Origin of the sequence: Streptomyces mashuensis, assembly GCF_014654785.1 — a bacterium.
Classification (GTDB): Bacteria; Actinomycetota; Actinomycetes; order Streptomycetales; family Streptomycetaceae; genus Streptomyces; species Streptomyces mashuensis.
This window is the reverse complement of record NZ_BNBD01000027.1, coordinates 1-18,215: the sequence shown is the minus strand read 5'-3', so window position 1 is coordinate 18,215 and position 18,215 is coordinate 1. Positions and strand designations below refer to the sequence as shown.

General features: G+C 74.2%; 13 protein-coding genes. 11 read left to right on the top strand and 2 right to left on the bottom strand.

Annotated elements, in window-relative coordinates; genetic code table 11:
* Positions 1 to 601 precede the first annotated feature (601 nt).
* The 3 genes from IE305_RS31885 (at position 602) to IE305_RS31875 (ending at position 6,456) form a co-directional block, all read left to right on the top strand.
* Positions 602 to 865: a WhiB family transcriptional regulator gene (locus IE305_RS31885; protein ID WP_004952403.1), complete on the top strand. Its 264-nt coding sequence runs from the start codon at positions 602 to 604 to the stop codon at positions 863 to 865.
* Between the two features lie 339 nt (positions 866 to 1,204).
* Positions 1,205 to 4,861: a glycosyltransferase family 2 protein gene (locus IE305_RS31880; RefSeq protein WP_190133333.1), complete on the top strand. Its 3,657-nt coding sequence runs from the start codon at positions 1,205 to 1,207 to the stop codon at positions 4,859 to 4,861.
* A complete protein-coding gene (locus tag IE305_RS31875) occupies positions 4,858 to 6,456 on the top strand; it encodes a DUF5719 family protein (protein WP_190133332.1) in 1,599 nt (532 codons plus the stop codon). The genes IE305_RS31880 and IE305_RS31875 overlap by 4 nt, the downstream gene beginning before the upstream one ends.
* 21 nt (positions 6,457 to 6,477) lie before the next feature.
* On the opposite strand, the gene IE305_RS31870 is transcribed toward IE305_RS31875, so the two are convergent.
* A complete protein-coding gene (locus IE305_RS31870; RefSeq protein ID WP_190133331.1) occupies positions 6,478 to 6,969 on the bottom strand; it encodes a metallopeptidase family protein in 492 nt (163 codons plus the stop codon).
* Between the two features lie 279 nt (positions 6,970 to 7,248).
* On the opposite strand from IE305_RS31870, the gene IE305_RS31865 reads away from it, so the two are divergent.
* The 6 genes from IE305_RS31865 (at position 7,249) to IE305_RS31840 (ending at position 13,034) form a co-directional block, all read left to right on the top strand.
* Positions 7,249 to 7,692, top strand: a complete 444-nt coding sequence (locus tag IE305_RS31865) for a DUF3499 domain-containing protein (protein ID WP_190133330.1) — start codon at positions 7,249 to 7,251, stop codon at positions 7,690 to 7,692.
* A 75-nt stretch (positions 7,693 to 7,767) separates the two neighbouring features.
* Positions 7,768 to 9,126, top strand: a complete 1,359-nt coding sequence (locus IE305_RS31860; protein WP_190133329.1) for a phosphomannomutase/phosphoglucomutase — start codon at positions 7,768 to 7,770, stop codon at positions 9,124 to 9,126.
* Positions 9,127 to 9,315: 189 nt separating this feature from the next.
* Complete coding sequence (locus IE305_RS31855) at positions 9,316 to 9,501, top strand: Trm112 family protein (RefSeq protein WP_190133328.1); 186 nt, start codon at positions 9,316 to 9,318, stop codon at positions 9,499 to 9,501.
* A gap of 114 nt (positions 9,502 to 9,615) precedes the next feature.
* Positions 9,616 to 10,791, top strand: coding sequence for an SIS domain-containing protein (locus IE305_RS31850; RefSeq protein ID WP_190133327.1), 1,176 nt, complete (start codon positions 9,616 to 9,618; stop codon positions 10,789 to 10,791).
* A gap of 17 nt (positions 10,792 to 10,808) precedes the next feature.
* Positions 10,809 to 12,011, top strand: coding sequence for a mannose-6-phosphate isomerase, class I (gene manA / locus IE305_RS31845; protein WP_190133326.1), 1,203 nt, complete (start codon positions 10,809 to 10,811; stop codon positions 12,009 to 12,011).
* A 51-nt stretch (positions 12,012 to 12,062) separates the two neighbouring features.
* Positions 12,063 to 13,034 carry a cation diffusion facilitator family transporter gene (locus tag IE305_RS31840; protein ID WP_190133325.1) on the top strand — a complete coding sequence of 324 codons (972 nt, stop codon included), beginning with the start codon at positions 12,063 to 12,065 and terminating at the stop codon, positions 13,032 to 13,034.
* Between the two features lie 125 nt (positions 13,035 to 13,159).
* Here the strand turns inward: IE305_RS31840 and IE305_RS31835 are convergent, their stop codons facing one another.
* On the bottom strand, positions 13,160 to 15,142 hold the full coding sequence (locus IE305_RS31835; RefSeq protein ID WP_268255963.1) for a fructose-specific PTS transporter subunit EIIC: 1,983 nt from the start codon (positions 15,140 to 15,142) through the stop codon (positions 13,160 to 13,162).
* A gap of 298 nt (positions 15,143 to 15,440) precedes the next feature.
* Here IE305_RS31835 and ahcY point away from each other — a divergent pair, with 298 nt between their 5' ends.
* A complete protein-coding gene (ahcY, locus tag IE305_RS31830; RefSeq protein WP_190133324.1) occupies positions 15,441 to 16,895 on the top strand; it encodes an adenosylhomocysteinase in 1,455 nt (484 codons plus the stop codon).
* A 114-nt stretch (positions 16,896 to 17,009) separates the two neighbouring features.
* A complete protein-coding gene (locus tag IE305_RS31825) occupies positions 17,010 to 17,624 on the top strand; it encodes a hypothetical protein (protein ID WP_190133323.1) in 615 nt (204 codons plus the stop codon).
* Positions 17,625 to 18,215: the final 591 nt, after the last annotated feature.

Below are 18,215 nucleotides of genomic sequence, written 5' to 3'. Positions count from 1 at the left end.
CCGGTCGGGGAGAGATCAGCCGGAGCGTCTGGGCATCAACAGCTGGAACAGCGACAGCGAGCCTGCGCAGCGCAGCGGGACCCGTAGGTACGGGTCGGGCCGAGGCTGGGGGCGGAGGTCGCTGGCATGGGCACAAGGAGAACGGTTCGGGCCGTCCTGTGTCAACCGGATGTCCGATTTGGCGGTAATCCTTCACCCGTCCGGTTACAGATGGCGACGGATGGTTTGTGTTGCGGAGTGTGCGGACAGTGGGGCCTCGACAGGCGTCGTAAACATCGTTCAGCCACAGGAGTGCAACGAGATCACCGTGCGTTGCGTCCTCCCCTGGGAAAGGGCTCGTCTCCCGGCTCCGGTGCGGTGGAAATCGTGTCCGGTACGGGAAGTAGCGAGGCGCTTGTGACGAGTGAGGGATGTGTCCACTCTCGTGGCGTTTTGGCAACTTTCCGCTCGGCCTTGGTTCCGCAGAGTGAATAAGGGGCCCAATAGCAGATCCCGGCTTGACTGGCCCGGATCACCGCACTTGTAATTTCACTCGTGTCGTTTCTGCCGCGCCTGAATGACGGCAGCACACGGGGACTGCAATGACAGACGAGGGGCGCACATGACCGAGCTGTTCCAGCAACTGCTGGTCGAGGAGGCGGACGAGGAGCTCGGCTGGCAGGAGCGCGCGTTGTGCGCTCAGACCGACCCCGAGTCCTTCTTCCCCGAAAAGGGCGGGTCCACGCGCGAGGCCAAGAAGGTGTGCCTCGCCTGTGAAGTCCGCTCGGAGTGCCTGGAATACGCCCTTGCCAACGACGAACGCTTCGGGATCTGGGGCGGTTTGTCGGAGCGTGAGCGCCGCCGCCTCAAGAAGGCGGCGGTCTGAGAAGACGAGCGCGTCAACTGATCTGACGAGATGTCTGTTCCACGGCCTGCCAAGGGGACTGAGGGGCTTTCCGCTCCACCCACCAGACCCGTCACCACCGACTGCATAGCGCACGGTCCGCCTCTCGCGCCCCGCAAGCGAGAGGCGGACCGCTGTGTGTGCGGAGCCACTAGGGTGGGGCCCCTCCGGACGCCCCGGCGCCCCGTCGCCGCGTACCGCTGACGCCCCCTCACCCCTGGGGCGCGCGGCCGTGGTCGGCGCCCCGTCCGGCGCCGCGCACCACCCCCCTCACGTCTCCGCAGTCCTCCTCGACACCTCGAACCGGGGCCCGTAGCTGCCATGTTCGACCCCACTCCCGCACCCGCCTTCCCACGGCACGTCGTCACCGCCGTCCTGGTCGCCCACGACGGCGCGCGCTGGCTGCCCGACACCCTCGCCGGACTGCTCGGCCAGCAGCGGCCCGTGCAACAGATCGTGGCCGCCGACACCGGCAGTGCCGACGACTCGCGCCGGCTGCTCGCCGACGCCCTCGGCGACGACCGCGTCCTCCACCTCGCCCGGCGGGCCGGCTTCGGCACCGCCGTCGACGAAGCGGTCCGCGCCGCACCCGCCCTCACCGCCGACGACCTGCCCCACCTGCGACGCTCCAGCGGCTGGGACCCCGTCAGCCGCACCTGGGCCGACGACGACGCGTACGCCACCGGCGACACCGCCGGTGACACCCCTGGCCGCGCCGGGGCCCACGGCGAGCCCGTGCAGTGGCTGTGGCTGCTCCACGACGACAGCGCCCCCACCCCCTCCGCCCTCCACGAACTGCTGCGCGTGGCCGACGCCGAACCCGAGGCCGCCGTCGTCGGGCCCAAACTGCGCGGCTGGTACGACCGCCGGCAGCTCCTGGAGGCGGGCGTCACCGTCGCCCGGGGCGGCCGCCGCTGGACCGGACTGGAGCGCCGCGAGCAGGACCAGGGCCAGCACGACCGGGTGCGCCGCGTCCTCGCCGTCTCCACCGCCGGCATGCTCGTCCGCCGCGACGTGTGGGAGGCGCTGGGCGGCTTCGACCCCCGGCTGCCCCTGATGCGCGACGACGTCGACCTCTGCTGGCGCGTCAACGCCGCAGGTCACCGGGTGCTCGTCGCCCCCGGCGCCGTCCTGCACCACGCCGAGGCAGCCTCCCGCGAGCGCCGCCCCGTCGACTGCGCCGGCCGCAGGCCCGCGAGCCCGCACCGCGTCGACAAGGCCGGCGCCGTGCACACCCTGCTCGCCAACACCCGCGGCCCCCTCCTGCCCTACGTCCTGCTCCGCATCGTCGCCGGCACCCTCCTGCGCGCCCTCGGCTACCTCGTCGGAAAGGTGCCCGGCCAAGCGCTCGACGAAGTCGCCGGGCTCGTGACCGTCCTCCTGCGCCCCGGGCGGCTCCGGGCCGCGCGCCGCCGGCGCGGCGAGCCCACCGCCCCGCCCGCCGCGCTCCGGCCGCTCTTCCCGCCCCCCGGCGCCACCGTCCGCGCCGCCGCCGAACAGCTCGCCGGCGCCTTCGGCCGGCACGGCGACGACGCCGGCGCCGGAGCGGGCCGGCACGGCGCCGTCGAGTCCGGGCCGGCCGGCGACGACGCCGACTACCTGGAGGCCGAGCAGTTCGCCCGGCTCCGGCGGCTGACCCGCAGACCCGCGCCCGTCCTGTTCACCGCACTGCTGCTGCTCTCCCTGGCCGCCTGCCGCCACCTGTTCGGCACGGGCACCCTCGCCGGCGGCGCCCTGCTGCCCGCACCCGGCAGCGCCTCCGCCCTGTGGGCCGCCTACACCGACGGCTGGCACCCCACCGGCACCGGCACCACCGCGGCAGCCCCGCCCCACCTCGCCCTCCTCGCCGTGCTCGGCACCCTCCTGCTCGGCTCCACCGGCGCCGCCCTCACCCTGCTGCTCGTCCTGGCCGTGCCGCTCGCAGGCCTCACCGCCTACGTCGCCGCCCGCCCGCTCACCCCCTCCCGCACCCTGCGCGCCTGGGCGGCCCTCGCCTACGCGCTGCTGCCCGCCCTCACCGGCGCCCTCGCCACCGGCCGGCTCGGCACCGCGGTCCTGGCCGTCCTGCTGCCGCTCCTCGCCCGCACCGCCGTCACCACCACGCTCCTCCGGCCACCCCAGGAAGGCGCCCCCGACACGGCGCACGAAGGCCGCGCTCCCGCGGTCGCCGCCCCCCGGCGCCGGACGCCCCGGAGCCCGCACCGGACCACCGGGCACGCCCCCGCCGGGCCCCTCGCGCCGTGGCGGGCCACCTGGACGTACGCCCTGGTGCTGACCCTCACCACTGCCTTCACGCCCGTCGTCTGGCTCCTCGCCGTGGCGCTGGCCACCGGCGCGGGCGTACGGCACGGCCTGCGCGGCGGCCGCGCGCGCCTCGCCGCGTACGCCCCCCGGCAGCTGACCGCCCTGGTCACGCCCCTCGTCGTCCTCGCGCCCTGGTCCCTGGGCCTCCTCGCCCACCCCGGCCGCCTCCTCGACGAACCCGGGGTCGCCACCGGCCCCGGCACCCCGTCGCCGCTGCGGCTGCTCACCGCCGACCCCGGCGGGCCCGGCACCCCCGGCGGCCTGCTGCTGCTCGGCGTCCTGGCCGCCGCCCTGGCCGCGCTGCTCCGCACCGACCGGCGCACCGCAACCACCACCGCCTGGGCCGTGGCGGGCGGCACGCTGCTCGGCGCCGTCCTCGCCGGCCGCACCACGTGGCCGGGGCCCCTCACCCTCACCTACGGGCTCGCCCTGATCACCGCGGCCGTCCTCGCCGCCGAGGGTGCCCGCGAGCGCCTCGCCGCCCGCAGCTTCGGCTGGCGCCAGCCCCTCGCCGGCCTCGTCGCCCTCACCGCCGGGGCCGCGCCCCTCGTCGCCGCCTTCACCTGGGCCGCCGACGGCACCGACGGGCCACTGCACCGCCGCGACGCCACGCAGGTGCCCGCGTTCGTCGCCGAAGAGGCCCGCACCCCCGACCGCCCCCGCACCCTGGTGCTCGGCGCCGAACCCGGAAGGGTCGCGTACGCGCTCGTCAGGGGCGCGGGCGCCCGCCTCGGCGACGCCGACCACCTCGCCGCGACCGGCCCCGACCGGCGCCTGGACACCGCCGTCGCCGGCCTCGTCGCCGGCACCGGCACCGACCAGACCCGCCGCCTCGGCGCCTATGCCATCGGCTACGTCCTGCTCCGCGGCAGCGACCCCGCACCCGTCGCCCACGCCCTCGACCGCACCCCCGGCCTGACCCGCCTCAGCCGGCACGACCACAGCGCCCTGTGGCGCGTCGAGCACAGCGCCGCCCGCCTCACCCTCGTGCCCCACGACCCCGCCGCCCCGCCGCAACCGGTCGCCGCCGGTCCCGTCGGCGCCCGCACCGCTCTCCCCACCGGCCCCGGCGGCCGCGTCCTGCGCCTCGCCGACCGGGCCGCGCCCGGCTGGCGGGCCACCCTGGACGGACGGCCCCTGAAGCCCGTCACCCTCGACGGCTGGGCCCAGGGCTTCACCCTGCCCGCCGGCGGCGGGCGGCTCGCCCTGGGCTACGAGACACCGGCCGCGCGCACCGCCTGGCTGTGGACGCAGGGGCTCCTCGCCGCCGTCCTCGTCGTGCTCGCGCTGCCCGCCCGGCGCCGCCGCGTCGACGACGACCTGCCCCTGCCGCAGGGCACCGCCGCCACCGTCCCGGCGCAGGCCGGAGCGGAAACGGCAGCCGTACCGGGCGAGGGACGGCGGGCCCGCCGCCGGCGCGCAGCGGCCGCCGGCGCGCACGCCCCGGCCGGACGCCCCTCACCGGCGCCCGTCGCCGACCCGTACGCCACCCAGGGCCCCGCCCAGGCGCCCCCCGACGCCGACCCGTACGCGGCCGTACCGCACCAGCAGACGTACCCGGGCAGCCCCGGCGGCGCGGCCTGGGACACCGGTGCCGCCGTGGCGTACGACCCCTACGGCACCACCTTCGGGGACGCGGGCCGCCCCCGGCGCGACGGGAGCGAGGACCAGTGAAGGCCACCACCCTGTCCCTGTTCGCGGTCACCGCGTCCCTGGCCGTCGTCACCGGCGTGGCGGCACTCAACCCGCCGCCCGGCGACCGGGCCACCGGCGCCAGGGCCACCGCCCGCGTGCCCGTCCAGCGCACCACGCTGCTGTGTCCCGCGCCCGGCCGGCCCGACGCGGCCGGCACGGCGGACACGGCCGAGACGGCGGTCACCGCGTTCACCCCGTCCTCCCCGCCGGGCGGCGACTCCACCGCCGGCGGGGCCGCCGCAGACCTGGTGGCCGCCGCGAAGCCGGCCACGGACGGCCGGACCGCCTCCGACGGTGCCGACGCCAAGGAGGACAAGGACGACAAGGCCGCCAAGGACACCGCCGACAAGGAGCCGGCGGTCAAGGCCGGCACGCCCGTCCTGTCGCTGCGCCGCGCCGGCGTGCCCGTCACCCGTACGGCCAAGGACGCCACCCCGCCCGCTCTCCTCGGCACGGCCGAGGGGCCGCTCGCCCCCGGCTGGTCCGCGCAGCTCACCACCACGGTCACCGGCGGGACCGGCCGCGGCCTGTACGGCGTGGCCTGCGCGGCGCCCGACACGTCCTTCTGGTTCCCCGGCGCGTCGGCGGCCAAGGGCCGCCGCGACTACCTGCACCTCACCAATCCGGACAGCACGGCCGCCGTCGTGGACGTCGAGCTGTACGGCAAGGACGGCCGCCTCACCACTCCCACGGGTGAAGGCGTCAACGTGCCGCCGCGCTCGACCGTCCCCGTTCTGGTGTCGTCGTTGACGGACGCCCCCGAGGACGACCTGACCGTGCACGTCGCGGCCCGCACCGGGCGTGTCGGCGCGGCGGTGCACGCGGTCGACGACGCCCTCGGCGGCGACTGGCTGTCCCCGGCCGCCGACGTGTCGCCCGGCGCCGTCCTGCCGGGCATCCCGGCCGACGCCACGTCCGTACGGCTCGTCGCCCTGGCGACCGGCCCCGACGACGCCGACGTCCGGCTGCGGCTGGCCGGGCCCGACGGCTCGATCACGCCGGCCGGGCACGAGACGCTGCACGTCCGCGGCGGCACGACCACGGCGGTCGAACTGGCCGACCTCACGCGGGGCGAGGCCGGTTCCCTGCTGCTGGTGCCCGAGCGCGGCAGCGCGCCCGTCGTGGCGGCCCTGCGGGTGACGCGCGGCAGCGGCGAGAAGCGCGAGACGGCGTTCGTCACGGCCGGCGCGGCGCTCGGCCGGCGCGGCACGCTCGCCGACAACCGGCCCGGCGCCGGCACGCTGTCTCTCACGGCCGCCGACCGGGACGCGCGCGTGCGGGTCACCGCGTCCGCGGGCAGCGGCGGCGGCCGGCCGGTGACCGCCGAGTACACCGTGCGGGCCGGGACGACGCTGGCCGTCCGGCCCCCGCGCCCGGCGGGCGGCAGCGCCTCCGGCACGTACGCGCTGACGGTCGAACGGCTCGGCGGCGGCCCGGTGTACGGCTCGCGGATGCTGGCACCGGCGGCGTCCGGCGGCGTCCCGGCGTTCACGATCCAGCCCTTGACCGACGACCGGTCGACGGTGCTGGTGCCGGAGGTGGAACAGGACGTGTCGGTGCTGCTGGGCGACTGACGGCCCGGCGCGCCGGGCGGCTCAGTCCTGTCCGTAGCGCGGGTCGACCGACTCCGGGGCCAGCCCGAGGAGTTCGGCGACCTGCTCCACCACGACCTCGTGCACCAGCAGGGCGCGCTCGTCGCGCGTCTTGGTGCGGATCTCCACCGGGCGGCGGTAGACGACGATCCGGTCCGGCTCGTCGCCGTGCGCCTCGATGTACCGGCCGAGCGGCACCGAGTCGCCGTCGAGGAAGCCGGGGAGCGGCTCCGGCAGGTCCCCGTCGTCGCCGAAGGGCACCTCGCGCACCAGGAATTCCACTGCCTGCAGCTGCGGCCAGCGCCGCTCCAGGCGCTCGGCCGAGTCCTGCACCAGGTCGACGAACGCCTCGGCCCTGCTGACCGACAGCGGCACCTGGGGCGGGGCGACGGGGCCGCGCATGCCGCGTCCGTGACGGTCCCGGTGGCGCGGTCGCGGTCCGGTCGGGCTCGGGGCGTCTCCGGCGGAGGCCGGAGGAGGTAGGGGGCTGTCCATCACTCCCGAGGGTATCCGCCGGCCGGCCCCCCGAACCGCCGCCCCGCCCTCTCCCGGCATGTCGGCCGACGACCGTTCCGGCCATCTATGGGATCGCTTCCCGCCACCCCACGGACCGCCGTTCGCATGCCGAATGACGCGATCTGTACCAGGAAGTGACAGTTTTCCCGGTGGGGAGCGCCACAGCCGGACGGCCGGCCGGTACCCTTCCGGCCGCGCCCACCAGGACGTTCCACAACGGCGTCCACCGGACGAACCGGGACGACACGGAGGGGTGAGGTGGGGGTGAGTCGTCGCGGCCCGTTCAAGAGTGCGGTACCGTCCAACGTCGTGAGCCCTGTACGTCGCTGTTCGCGCACCGCGTGCGGCCGCCCGGCCGTCGCGACGCTGACGTACGTCTACGCCGATTCGACCGCCGTCCTCGGCCCGCTCGCCACCTACGCCGAACCCCACTGCTACGACCTGTGCGCCGAGCACTCCGAGCGCCTCACCGCACCCCGCGGCTGGGACGTGGTGCGGCTCGCGGTGGACACCACCCCCGCCCGGCCCAGCGGCGACGACCTGGAGGCCCTCGCCAACGCCGTGCGCGAGGCGGCCCGCCCCCAGGAGCGCCCCGCCGGCCCCGGCACACCCGGCGCCGTCGGGCCCAGCGGCCGCGGCGCCGACCCCATGGAGGTCGCCCGCCGGGGCCACCTCAGAGTGCTGCGCTCCCCGGACTCCTGACGCCCCGTAGCGGGCCCGTGTCCCGAGCGTGGCGTAGGTTGGTTGTCCCGTACCGGACACCAGGAGGGGTTGGCTGTGGCTGATCTGTCGCAGATCGTGAAGGCGTACGACGTGCGCGGCGTCGTGCCCGACCAGTGGGACGAGTCCCTGGCCGAGCTGTTCGGCGCCGCCTTCGTCCAGGTCACCGACGCGAGCGCGATCGTCGTCGGACACGACATGCGGCCCTCCTCGCCGGGCCTGTCCCGCGCCTTCGCGCGCGGCGCGGCGGCCCACGGCGCCGACGTCACCGAGATCGGGCTGTGCTCCACCGACCAGCTCTACTTCGCCAGCGGCCAACTCTCGCTGCCCGGCGCCATGTTCACCGCCAGCCACAACCCCGCCCAGTACAACGGCATCAAGATGTGCCGCGCCGGCGCCGCCCCCGTCGGCCAGGAGACGGGCCTGGCCGACATCCGCGCGCTCGTCGAGGAGTGGACGGAGAACGGCGCCCCGCAGCCGGCCGGGCGGACGGGCACCATCACGCAGCGCGACACCCTCGACGACTACGCCGCGCACCTGCGCTCCCTCGTCGACCTCACCCGCATCCGCCCCCTGAAGGTCGTCGTCGACGCGGGCAACGGCATGGGCGGCCACACCGTGCCGACCGTGCTGGCCGGCCTGCCGGCCGACCTGCTGCCCATGTACTTCGAGCTGGACGGCACCTTTCCCAACCACGAGGCCAACCCCCTCGACCCGAAGAACATCGTCGACCTCCAGGCCAAGGTCCGCGAGACCGGCGCCGACATCGGCCTCGCCTTCGACGGCGACGCCGACCGCTGCTTCGTCGTCGACGAGCGCGGCGAGCCCGTCTCCCCGTCCGCGATCACCGCGCTGGTGGCCTCCCGCGAGCTCGCCAAGCACCCCGGCGGCACGGTCATCCACAACCTGATCACCTCGTGGTCGGTGCCCGAGGTCGTGCGCGAGAACGGCGGCACGCCCGTCCGCACCCGCGTCGGCCACTCCTTCATCAAGCAGGAGATGGCCCGCACCGGCGCCATCTTCGGCGGCGAGCACTCCGCCCACTACTACTTCCGCGACTTCTGGAACGCCGACACCGGCATGCTCGCCGCCCTCCACGTCCTCGCCGCCCTCGGCGAGCAGGGCGGCACCCTGTCCGACCTGGTCCGCCAGTACGACCGCTACGCCGCCTCCGGCGAGATCAACAGCACCGTCGCCGACCAGGCCGGCCGCATGACCGCCGTGAAGGCCGCCTACGCGGACGTGCCCGGCGCCCAGCTGGACGAGCTGGACGGCCTGACGGTGACCACCGCCGACTGGTGGTTCAACCTCCGCGCCTCCAACACGGAGCCGCTGCTCCGCCTGAACGTGGAGGCCCGCGACAAGGCCACCGTCGCCCGCCTGGTGGACGAGGTCCTGGCGCTGGTACGGGCCTGACGCGACCGGGGCCACGCCCACCGCCACGCCACCGCCGCGGCACGCACCCGCACCCGGACCGCGCACCCCACGCCGGAGGCCCCCCGGCGGTAGGCTGGCCCCACGCCGCACCGCGGCCACCACAACCCACCGCAACGCCGCACGCGGAAGCAGACCGCAGCGCAACCGCAGCTCCCGAAGGGAAACCCCATGCCGCTCGAAGCCGGTCTCCTGGAGATCCTCGCCTGCCCGGCGTGCCACGCCCCCCTGCGCGAGGAGACCACCACCGAGGAGAACCCCGAGCTGGTGTGCCAGGGCCAGGGCTGCGGCCTGGCCTACCCCGTTCGCGACGACATCCCCGTCCTCCTCGTGGACGAGGCCCGCCGCCCCGCGTAGCCGGCACCCGGCCCACGCGCACAGGCACAGGCACCGCCCGAGCGACCGCACCACCACGGCGAACGGCCCCCGGCCGACGGGGCCGACGGCGAATGGCGAACGGAGACATCACCGGTGTTCGACGAGACCCTCCTCGATGACCCCGACGGCCTCTCCCGCGCCGACCTGCACGGACTGCTGCGCGGCGCCGCCGAGTCCGGCGCCCGCGTCCGCACGGCCATGCGCAACGCCGCCGAGGCCGGCATCGACGCCCTCACCCCCGACGGCCGCCCCCGCGCCCTGCTGATCGCCGGGCCCGGCCCCACCGCGGCCGCCACCGCCGACCTGCTCACCGCGCTCGGCGGCGACACCTGCCCCGCCGCCCTCATCCGCCCCTCCGGCGTCGCACCCGCACCCGGCGCCCTGCGCTGGACCCTGCCCGGCTGGGCCGGCCCCCTCGACCTGCTGCTGGTCGTCACGCCCGACGGCACCGAGGCCGGCCTCACCGTCCTCCTCGAACAGGCCTACCGGCGCGGCTGCACCGTCGTCAGCGTCTCCCCGGCCGGCACCCCCCTCGCCGACGCCACCACGCAGGTCCGCGGCATGGCCGTGCCCCTCACCGCCACGCCCCTCGAAGCCTCCCTCGCCGGCGAGAACGCCGAACAGGCCGCGCACGACACCGCGCCCGCCACCACCCTGCTGCCCGGCCCCGGCACCCTCTGGTCGCTGCTCACCCCGCTGCTCGTCCTCACCGACCGCATCGGCCTCATCGACGCGCCCCCCACCGCCCTGGAGGCGCTCGCCGACCGGCTCGACAGCATCGCCGAGCGCTGCGGCCCCGCCATCGCCACCTACGGCAACCCCGGCAAGACCCTCGCCGCCGAGCTCGCCGACACGCTGCCCCTCATCTGGACCGAGGGCCCGCTGGCCGGCGCCGCCGGCCGCCGCTTCGCCGGCGTCCTGGCCGCCCTCGCCGGCCGCCCCGCCCTCACCGCCGAACTGCCCGAGGCCCTCACCGCCCACAGCACCCTCCTCGCCGGCGCCCTCGCCGCCGGCGCCGACCCGGACGACTTCTTCCGCGACCGCGTCGAGGAGCCCGAGGCCCTCCACGCCCGCGTCGTCCTCCTCCGCGAGCAGGCCCCCGACGTCACGTCCCCCACGCCCGCCGCCCGCGACCTCGCCCTCCACCGCGACACGCCCGTCAGCGAGCTGGAGGCCCACGAGGGCAGCACCCCCCTGGAGACCGCCGCCGAACTGCTGGCCGTCACCGACTTCGCCGCCGTCTACCTCGCGCTCGCCTCCACCCCGTAGGCAGCAGGAACCACCCCATGGACCGCCTCCTCAACACCGTCCGCCCCTACGCCTGGGGCTCCACCACCGCCATCCCCGGCCTCCTCGGCACCCCGCCCACCGGCACCCCCCAGGCCGAACTGTGGATGGGCGCCCACCCGGCGGCACCCTCCCGCGTCGAACGCGACGGCACGCCCGTCCCCCTCGACACCCTCATCGCCGCCGACCCCGAGGCCGCCCTCGGCGCGGACACCGTCGGCCGCTTCGGCCCCCACCTGCCCTTCCTCTTCAAAGTGCTGGCCGCCGCCGACCCCCTCTCCCTCCAGGTCCACCCCGACCCCGAGCAGGCCCGCGCCGGCCACGCCGACGAGGAGGCCCGCGGCATCCCCCTCGACGCGCCCCACCGCAACTACAAGGACCCCCGCCACAAGCCCGAGCTGATCTGCGCCCTCACCCCCTTCGACGGGCTGTGCGGCTTCCGCGCCCCCGACGCCACCGCCGAGCTGCTCGCCGCCCTCGACGTCGACTCCCTCAAGCCTTACGCCGACCTGCTGCACGCCCACCCCGAGGACGCCGCGCTCCGCGAAGTGCTCACCGCCGTCCTCAGCGCCGAACGCGGAGCCGTCGCCGACACCGTCGCCCGCGCCGCGGCCGCCGCCGAACGCCTCGCCCACGAGGACGGCCCGCACCGGCAGGCGTACGCCGCGTACGCCTCCGTCGCCCGCCACTACCCCGGCGACCCCGGCGTCCTCGCCGCCATGCTCCTCAACCACGTACGGCTCCAGCCCGGCGAAGCCCTCTACCTCGGCGCCGGAGTGCCCCACGCCTACCTGGAGGGCCTCGGCCTCGAAGTCATGGCCAACTCCGACAACGTCCTGCGCTGCGGCCTCACCCCCAAGCACGTCGACGTCCCCGAGCTGCTGCGCGTCGTACGGTTCGAAGCCACCGTGCCACGCGTCCTGCGACCCGAGGCCGAACCCGACGGCTCCGAGGTCTACGACACGCCCGCCCCCGAGTTCCGCCTCTCCCGCCACGCCATGGCCCCCGGCGCCCCCGCCCACCCGCTGACCGCGGACGCGCCGCAGATCGTGCTCTGCACGGAGGGCACGGTCGCGCTGCGGGGCGCGGACGGCGGCGAACTGCGCCTGGAGCGCGGCCAGTCGGCGTTCGTGGCGGCGGGGGAGCGCGTGGAACTGGCGGGCGCCGACGACGGCACGGCGTACCGCGCCACGACCGGCTGACCGGCTGCCGAGCCTGACGGAAACTGAAAGAAGAAAAGAAGAGGGGGCACGATGAGTGCAACGGGCGGAACGAGGGCGATCGTCGCCGCACTCGGCGCCAACCTGGCCATTGCGGTCTCGAAGTTCGTCGCGTTCGCGTTCAGCGGCTCGTCGTCGATGCTCGCCGAGGGCGTCCACTCCGTCGCCGACTCCGGCAACCAGGCCCTGCTGCTGCTCGGCGGCCGCAAGGCCCGCAAGGAGGCGAGCGAGGAACACCCCTTCGGCTACGGCCGCGAACGCTACGTCTACGGCTTCCTCGTCTCCGTCGTGCTGTTCACCGTCGGCGGCGTCTTCGCGCTCTACGAGGGCTACGAGAAGATCGCGCACCCGCACGCCCTGGAGAACTGGTACTGGCCCGTCGGCGTGCTCCTCTTCGCGATCGTCGCGGAGGGCTTCTCCTTCCGCACCGCGATCAAGGAGTCGAACGAACTGCGCGGCAGCCAGAGCTGGAAGTCCTTCGTCCGCACCGCCAAGGCCCCCGAACTGCCCGTCGTCCTGCTGGAGGACCTCGGCGCCCTGGTCGGCCTGGTCCTCGCCCTCGGCGGCGTCGGCCTCACGCTCCTCACGGGCGACGCCGTCTGGGACGGCATCGGCACGATGTGCATCGGCACGCTCCTCGTCCTCATCGCCCTGGTCCTGGCGGCCGAGACCAAGTCCCTGCTGCTCGGCGAGGCGGCCGGCCCGGAGCAGATCGCAAAGATCCGCGCCGCAGCCGTGGACGGCCGCACGGTCACGGGCGTCATCCACATGCGCACCCTCCACCTCGGCCCGGAGGAACTCCTCGTGGCCGCGAAGATCGCGGTACGCCACGACGACACGGCGGCCCAGGTGGCCCAGGCGATCGACGAGGCGGAGGCCCGCATCCGCACGGCGGTCCCGATCGCCCGGGTGATCTACCTGGAACCGGACATCTACGACGAGTCGGCCGCAGCAGCAGGCCCGGACCCGGCAGCAACACCGGGGGGCCCGGGGCTGAGCCACTGAAGCCCGCCCGCACCCAATCCAGCCCGTCCGGCGTTTGAGGACAAGGGGGGCTCCGGGGCCCTCCCCGGGAAACGGAGAAAGGGCGGGACAGGGGCCCTCCCCCCACCGCGACCAACCGCCCACCGTCACCGAACCTCGGCGAGCACCCGCATCACCGCCCCCACATCCGACGCCGCCAGCAACCGCCCCCGGAACCCCGCATCGAGCAGCTTCCGCGCCAGCGCAGCCAGCAACCGCAGATGCAGCTCATCGGCCGACTCGTCGGCCTCCGGCACCGCGATCAAAAAGATCAGCCGCGCCCGCGCGCCGTCGACCGCCCCCCACTCCACCCCCTCCGCAGACCGCGCAAAACCCACGACCGGCTCCACCACCGCACTGCTCCGCGCATGCGGAACAGCCACCTCCTCCCCGAGCCCGGTCGTCCCCGCCTCCTCCCGTTCGAGCACCGCCGTCACCAGCGCCCCGGCGTCCCGCACGCGCCCCGACTCCGCGAGGAGTGCGGCCAGCTCGCGCACCGCCTCCTCCTTGGTGCGCGCGGCCAGCTCGGGCAGCACGGTCGCCTCCGTGAGGCACCCGGAGAGGACGAGGGGGGAAACAGCAGGGGCAGGTCCAGGGGCGGACGCAGACGCAGGCGCCGAAGCCGCCACAGGCGCAGCCCCGGAAACCGCAGCCCCGGAAACCGCGCCCCCGGCACCCCCACCCACCGCCATCAGCGAAACCGTCGTCACCGCGGTGACCACCATCCCGACGGCCACCGCGACGAAGAACATCGGCACGCCCCCCACCGCCCCGAGCACCGCCACCACCGGCCCACCGTGCGGCACGTGGTCGGTCACCCCCGCCAGCCCCGCCACCGCACCCGCCACCGCACCCCCCGCCATGTTGGCCGGGATGACGCGCGCGGGCCGGGCCGCCGCGAACGGGATCGCCCCCTCCGTGATGCCGAAGAACCCCATGAACAGCGCGGCCGGCCCCGTCTCCCGCTCCTGCTCGTCGAAGAGCGGCCGCCGCAACACCGTGGCCAGCCCCTGGCCCAGCGGCGGCACCGGAATGGCCGCCGCGCACATGCCCATCACCGCGGGGTTCCCCGACACGAGGCCCGCGCCGAAGAGGAACGCCGTCTTGTTGACGGGCCCGCCCATGTCGAACGCGATCATCAGCCCCAGCACCGCGCCGAGCAGCGCCGCACTCGTCCCGGTGAGCCCGCCGAGCCAGCCGGTCAGCTGCGTGAAGACCCACGCGATCGGCCGGCCGATGACATGGATGAAGAACAGGCCCAGGGCGAGCGTGGACACCACCGGAATCACGATGACCGGCATGACCGGGCGGACGAAGGCCGGAACCTTCAGCCGCCGGATCCACCGCACGAGCCAGCCGGCGAGGAAGCCGGCCACGATCGCCCCGATGAACCCGGCGCCGGCCTCGCTCCCGTACAGCCGGCCGTCGTTCGCGATCCACCCGCCCACCATGCCCGGCACCAGCGCGGCACGGTCCCCGATCGCGTAGGCGATGTAGCCGGCCAGCACCGGGATCATCAGCGTGAAACCGACCTCGCCGATCGCGTGCACCGACCGCCAGAACCCGCTGTCGATGACGATGCCCTGCGCCGTCGTCCGCCCGCCCAGCGCCAGCGACACCGCGATCAGCAGACCACCGGTCACGACGAACGGGATCATGTACGAGACGCCGTTCATCAGCGCCTTGTACGTGGCCCGGTACGCGTGCCCCGCCGCCCGCCGCCCGCCGGGCAGGGGCGCACCGGCGGACGCCGGCGGAGTCGCCCCCTCCGCGGGCGCGCGCACCGGCGCCGACACCACCTGCGCGATCAGCCGCTCCGGATGACGGATGCCCTCGGCCACCCCCACGACCAGCACCCTCTTGCCCGCGAACCGGCCGAGGTCGACGTCCTTGTCGGCGGCCACGATGACGCCGTCGGCCCGCCGTACGTCGTCCTCCGACAGCACGTTCTCCGCACCGATGGAGCCCTGCGTCTCCACCTTGATGACATGACCGGCGGCCTCCGCCGCCTGCATCAGCTTCTCGGCGGCCATGTAGGTGTGCGCGATGCCGGTCGGGCACGCGGTCACGGCAACCAGCCTCAGCGCCACGGCATCTCCTCACGACGGTTCGGGACATCTGTTCCCCGCCCCTCGTCACCCCGAACCGGGGCCCGAGGGGGCTGGGGTTCGCCGGGCACCCCGGTGTAGATTCGTGCCCGAGCCAGACGTCGCTGCTGATGGCGGTCGGGCGGTCCGCACTGCCGGACCGGCCGAGGGAGAGAGGGCCTCCGACGGACTGCGCTGCGGTCAGGAGACCGGCGTACGGGCGGAACTTCCCGCCGACGCCGGCCGGCCGCGTGCACAGCCGTACACAGTCCCGCTCAGCCCCTCAAGGAGGAGCAGCCGCATGACGACCACCACCGGCCAGGACTTCAAGGTCGCCGACCTGTCCCTCGCGGTCTTCGGCCGCAAGGAGATCACCCTCGCCGAGCACGAGATGCCCGGCCTGATGGCCATCCGCAAGGAGTACGCCGCGTCCCAGCCCCTGGCCGGCGCCCGCATCACCGGCTCGCTGCACATGACCGTGCAGACCGCCGTGCTCATCGAGACCCTCGTCGCCCTCGGCGCCCGCGTCCGCTGGGCCTCCTGCAACATCTTCTCCACCCAGGACCACGCGGCCGCCGCCGTCGCCGTCGGCCCCGACGGCACCCCGGACGACCCGCGCGGCGTCCCCGTCTTCGCCTGGAAGGGCGAGACGCTGGAGGAGTACTGGTGGTGCACCGAGCAGGCCCTCACCTGGCCGGACGCCCCCACCGGCGGCCCCAACATGATCCTCGACGACGGCGGTGACGCCACGCTCCTCGTCCACAAGGGCGTCGAGTTCGAGAAGGCCGGCGAGGTCCCCGACCCCGCCACGGCCGACAGCGAGGAGTACGCCCAGATCCTCACCCTGCTGCGCCGCACCCTCGCGGAGAGCCCGCAGAAGTGGACGCAGCTCGCCTCCGAGATCCGCGGCGTCACCGAGGAGACCACCACCGGCGTCCACCGCCTGTACGAGATGCAGCAGGCCGGCACGCTGCTCTTCCCCGCGATCAACGTGAACGACGCGGTGACCAAGTCGAAGTTCGACAACAAGTACGGCTGCCGCCACTCCCTGATCGACGGCATCAACCGCGCCACCGACGTCCTCATCGGCGGCAAGACCGCCGTGGTCTGCGGCTACGGCGACGTCGGCAAGGGCTGCGCCGAGTCGCTGCGCGGCCAGGGCGCCCGCGTCATCGTCACCGAGATCGACCCGATCTGCGCCCTCCAGGCCGCCATGGACGGCTACCAGGTCACTACGCTGGACGAGGTCGTCGAGACGGCCGACATCTTCATCACCGCGACCGGCAACCGCGACATCATCATGGCCTCGGACATGGCCCGGATGAAGCACCAGGCCATCGTGGGCAACATCGGCCACTTCGACAACGAGATCGACATGGCCGGCCTCGCCAAGATCCCCGGGATCGTGAAGGACGAGGTCAAGCCGCAGGTCCACACCTGGACCTTCGAGGACGGCAAGACCATCATCGTGCTGTCCGAGGGCCGCCTGCTGAACCTCGGCAACGCGACGGGCCACCCCTCCTTCGTCATGTCGAACTCGTTCGCGGACCAGACCCTGGCCCAGATCGAGCTCTTCACCAAGCCGGAGTCGTACCCGACCGACGTCTACGTGCTCCCCAAGCACCTGGACGAGAAGGTCGCCCGCCTCCACCTCGAGTCGCTGGGCGTCAAGCTCACCACGCTCCGCCCGGAGCAGGCGTCCTACATCGGCGTCCCGGTCGAGGGCCCCTTCAAGCCGGACCACTACCGGTACTGACACCGGTACCGAGCCGCTCCCCGGGGCACGCCCCGGAACCTGGTAGAACAGGCCCCCGCCCCCACGGCGGGGGCCTGTCCCCTTCCGCCGAGGATCTCCCGTCAAGGACCCCCCATGCCCCGCGGCCGCTACTCGCTCCACGACCCCCATGACCGTTCCCCCCTCGGTGACGAGCACTTCCACTGCGCCCCCGGCACGTCCGGCTGGCGCTACGTCTCGCAGCTGACCGGCCCCTCCGGCGCCCCGGCCGGCTCGGTCGACCTGACCGTCGACGAACTCGGCCGCCCCATCCGCCTCCAGCTCCAGTGCTCCGACTGGCAGGTGCGCGGCGCCGCCCTCGACGGGGTGACCTGGGTCCGTACCGACCCCACCGGTGAACACGCCACCGAAGGCAATGCCCCCGCCCACGGCTTCACCGGCAGCTCCCCCGCCTTCTACGTCGCCGTGTCCCGCCTCCTCCGCCTCACCCCCGGCGCCCCCGGCCGCCGGATCCGCCTCGTCTCCTTCGCCTCCCCGGTGCTGGCCCCCCTCACGGTCGACCAGTCCTGGACCCTGGTGGCCAGGACAGCACACCCCACTGACAGCGGGCCCCTGGATGTGGACGAGTACGAGGTCACGGCGCTGGACACGGGGGAGACGTACGCGGTGCACCTGGCCGGCGACGTGGTCCTGTCCGCACCGGGCGTGGAGCTGGAGGACCTGGAGAGCCCGCCGTCGGCGTTCGGCTAGGCCCCCGGAACCTGGTACTGTTCTCTTCGCCCCAAGAAAACCGTTGACACGGGAGGACTGGGGAGGTAGATTCAAACGGTTGCGGCGGGGTGAGATGCCCTGGCGTGACGGTTGGTCTACGACCGGCTTCGCACCGTGAAGACCTGTGAATACAGAATTCATGCGGAGCAAACTTCGGGCCCTTATCGTCTGATAAAGTCTCGAAGTGCCCAGCCGCCAGGAAGGGATTCCGGACCGGAAACGGAACGGAAAACGGATCTGGTAAGGTTGGAAACACCGAAGGGAAGCGCCCGGAGGAAAGCCCGAGAGACTCGGGTGAGTACAAAGGAAGCGTCCGTTCCTTGAGAACTCAACAGCGTGCCAAAAGTCAACGCCAGATATGTTGACACCCCGTCCATCTCGATGGATGAGGTTCCTAAAAAGTCCCTCCTGCGGGAGGGCGCACAGCGAGGACGCTGTGAAACGAAGGATTATTCCTCCTTCGTTTCCGCTCTCGTGTGTGTAAACCGGCAGTTTTTAATTAAACGCAGCCGGGTAAGCATTCACGGAGAGTTTGATCCTGGCTCAGGACGAACGCTGGCGGCGTGCTTA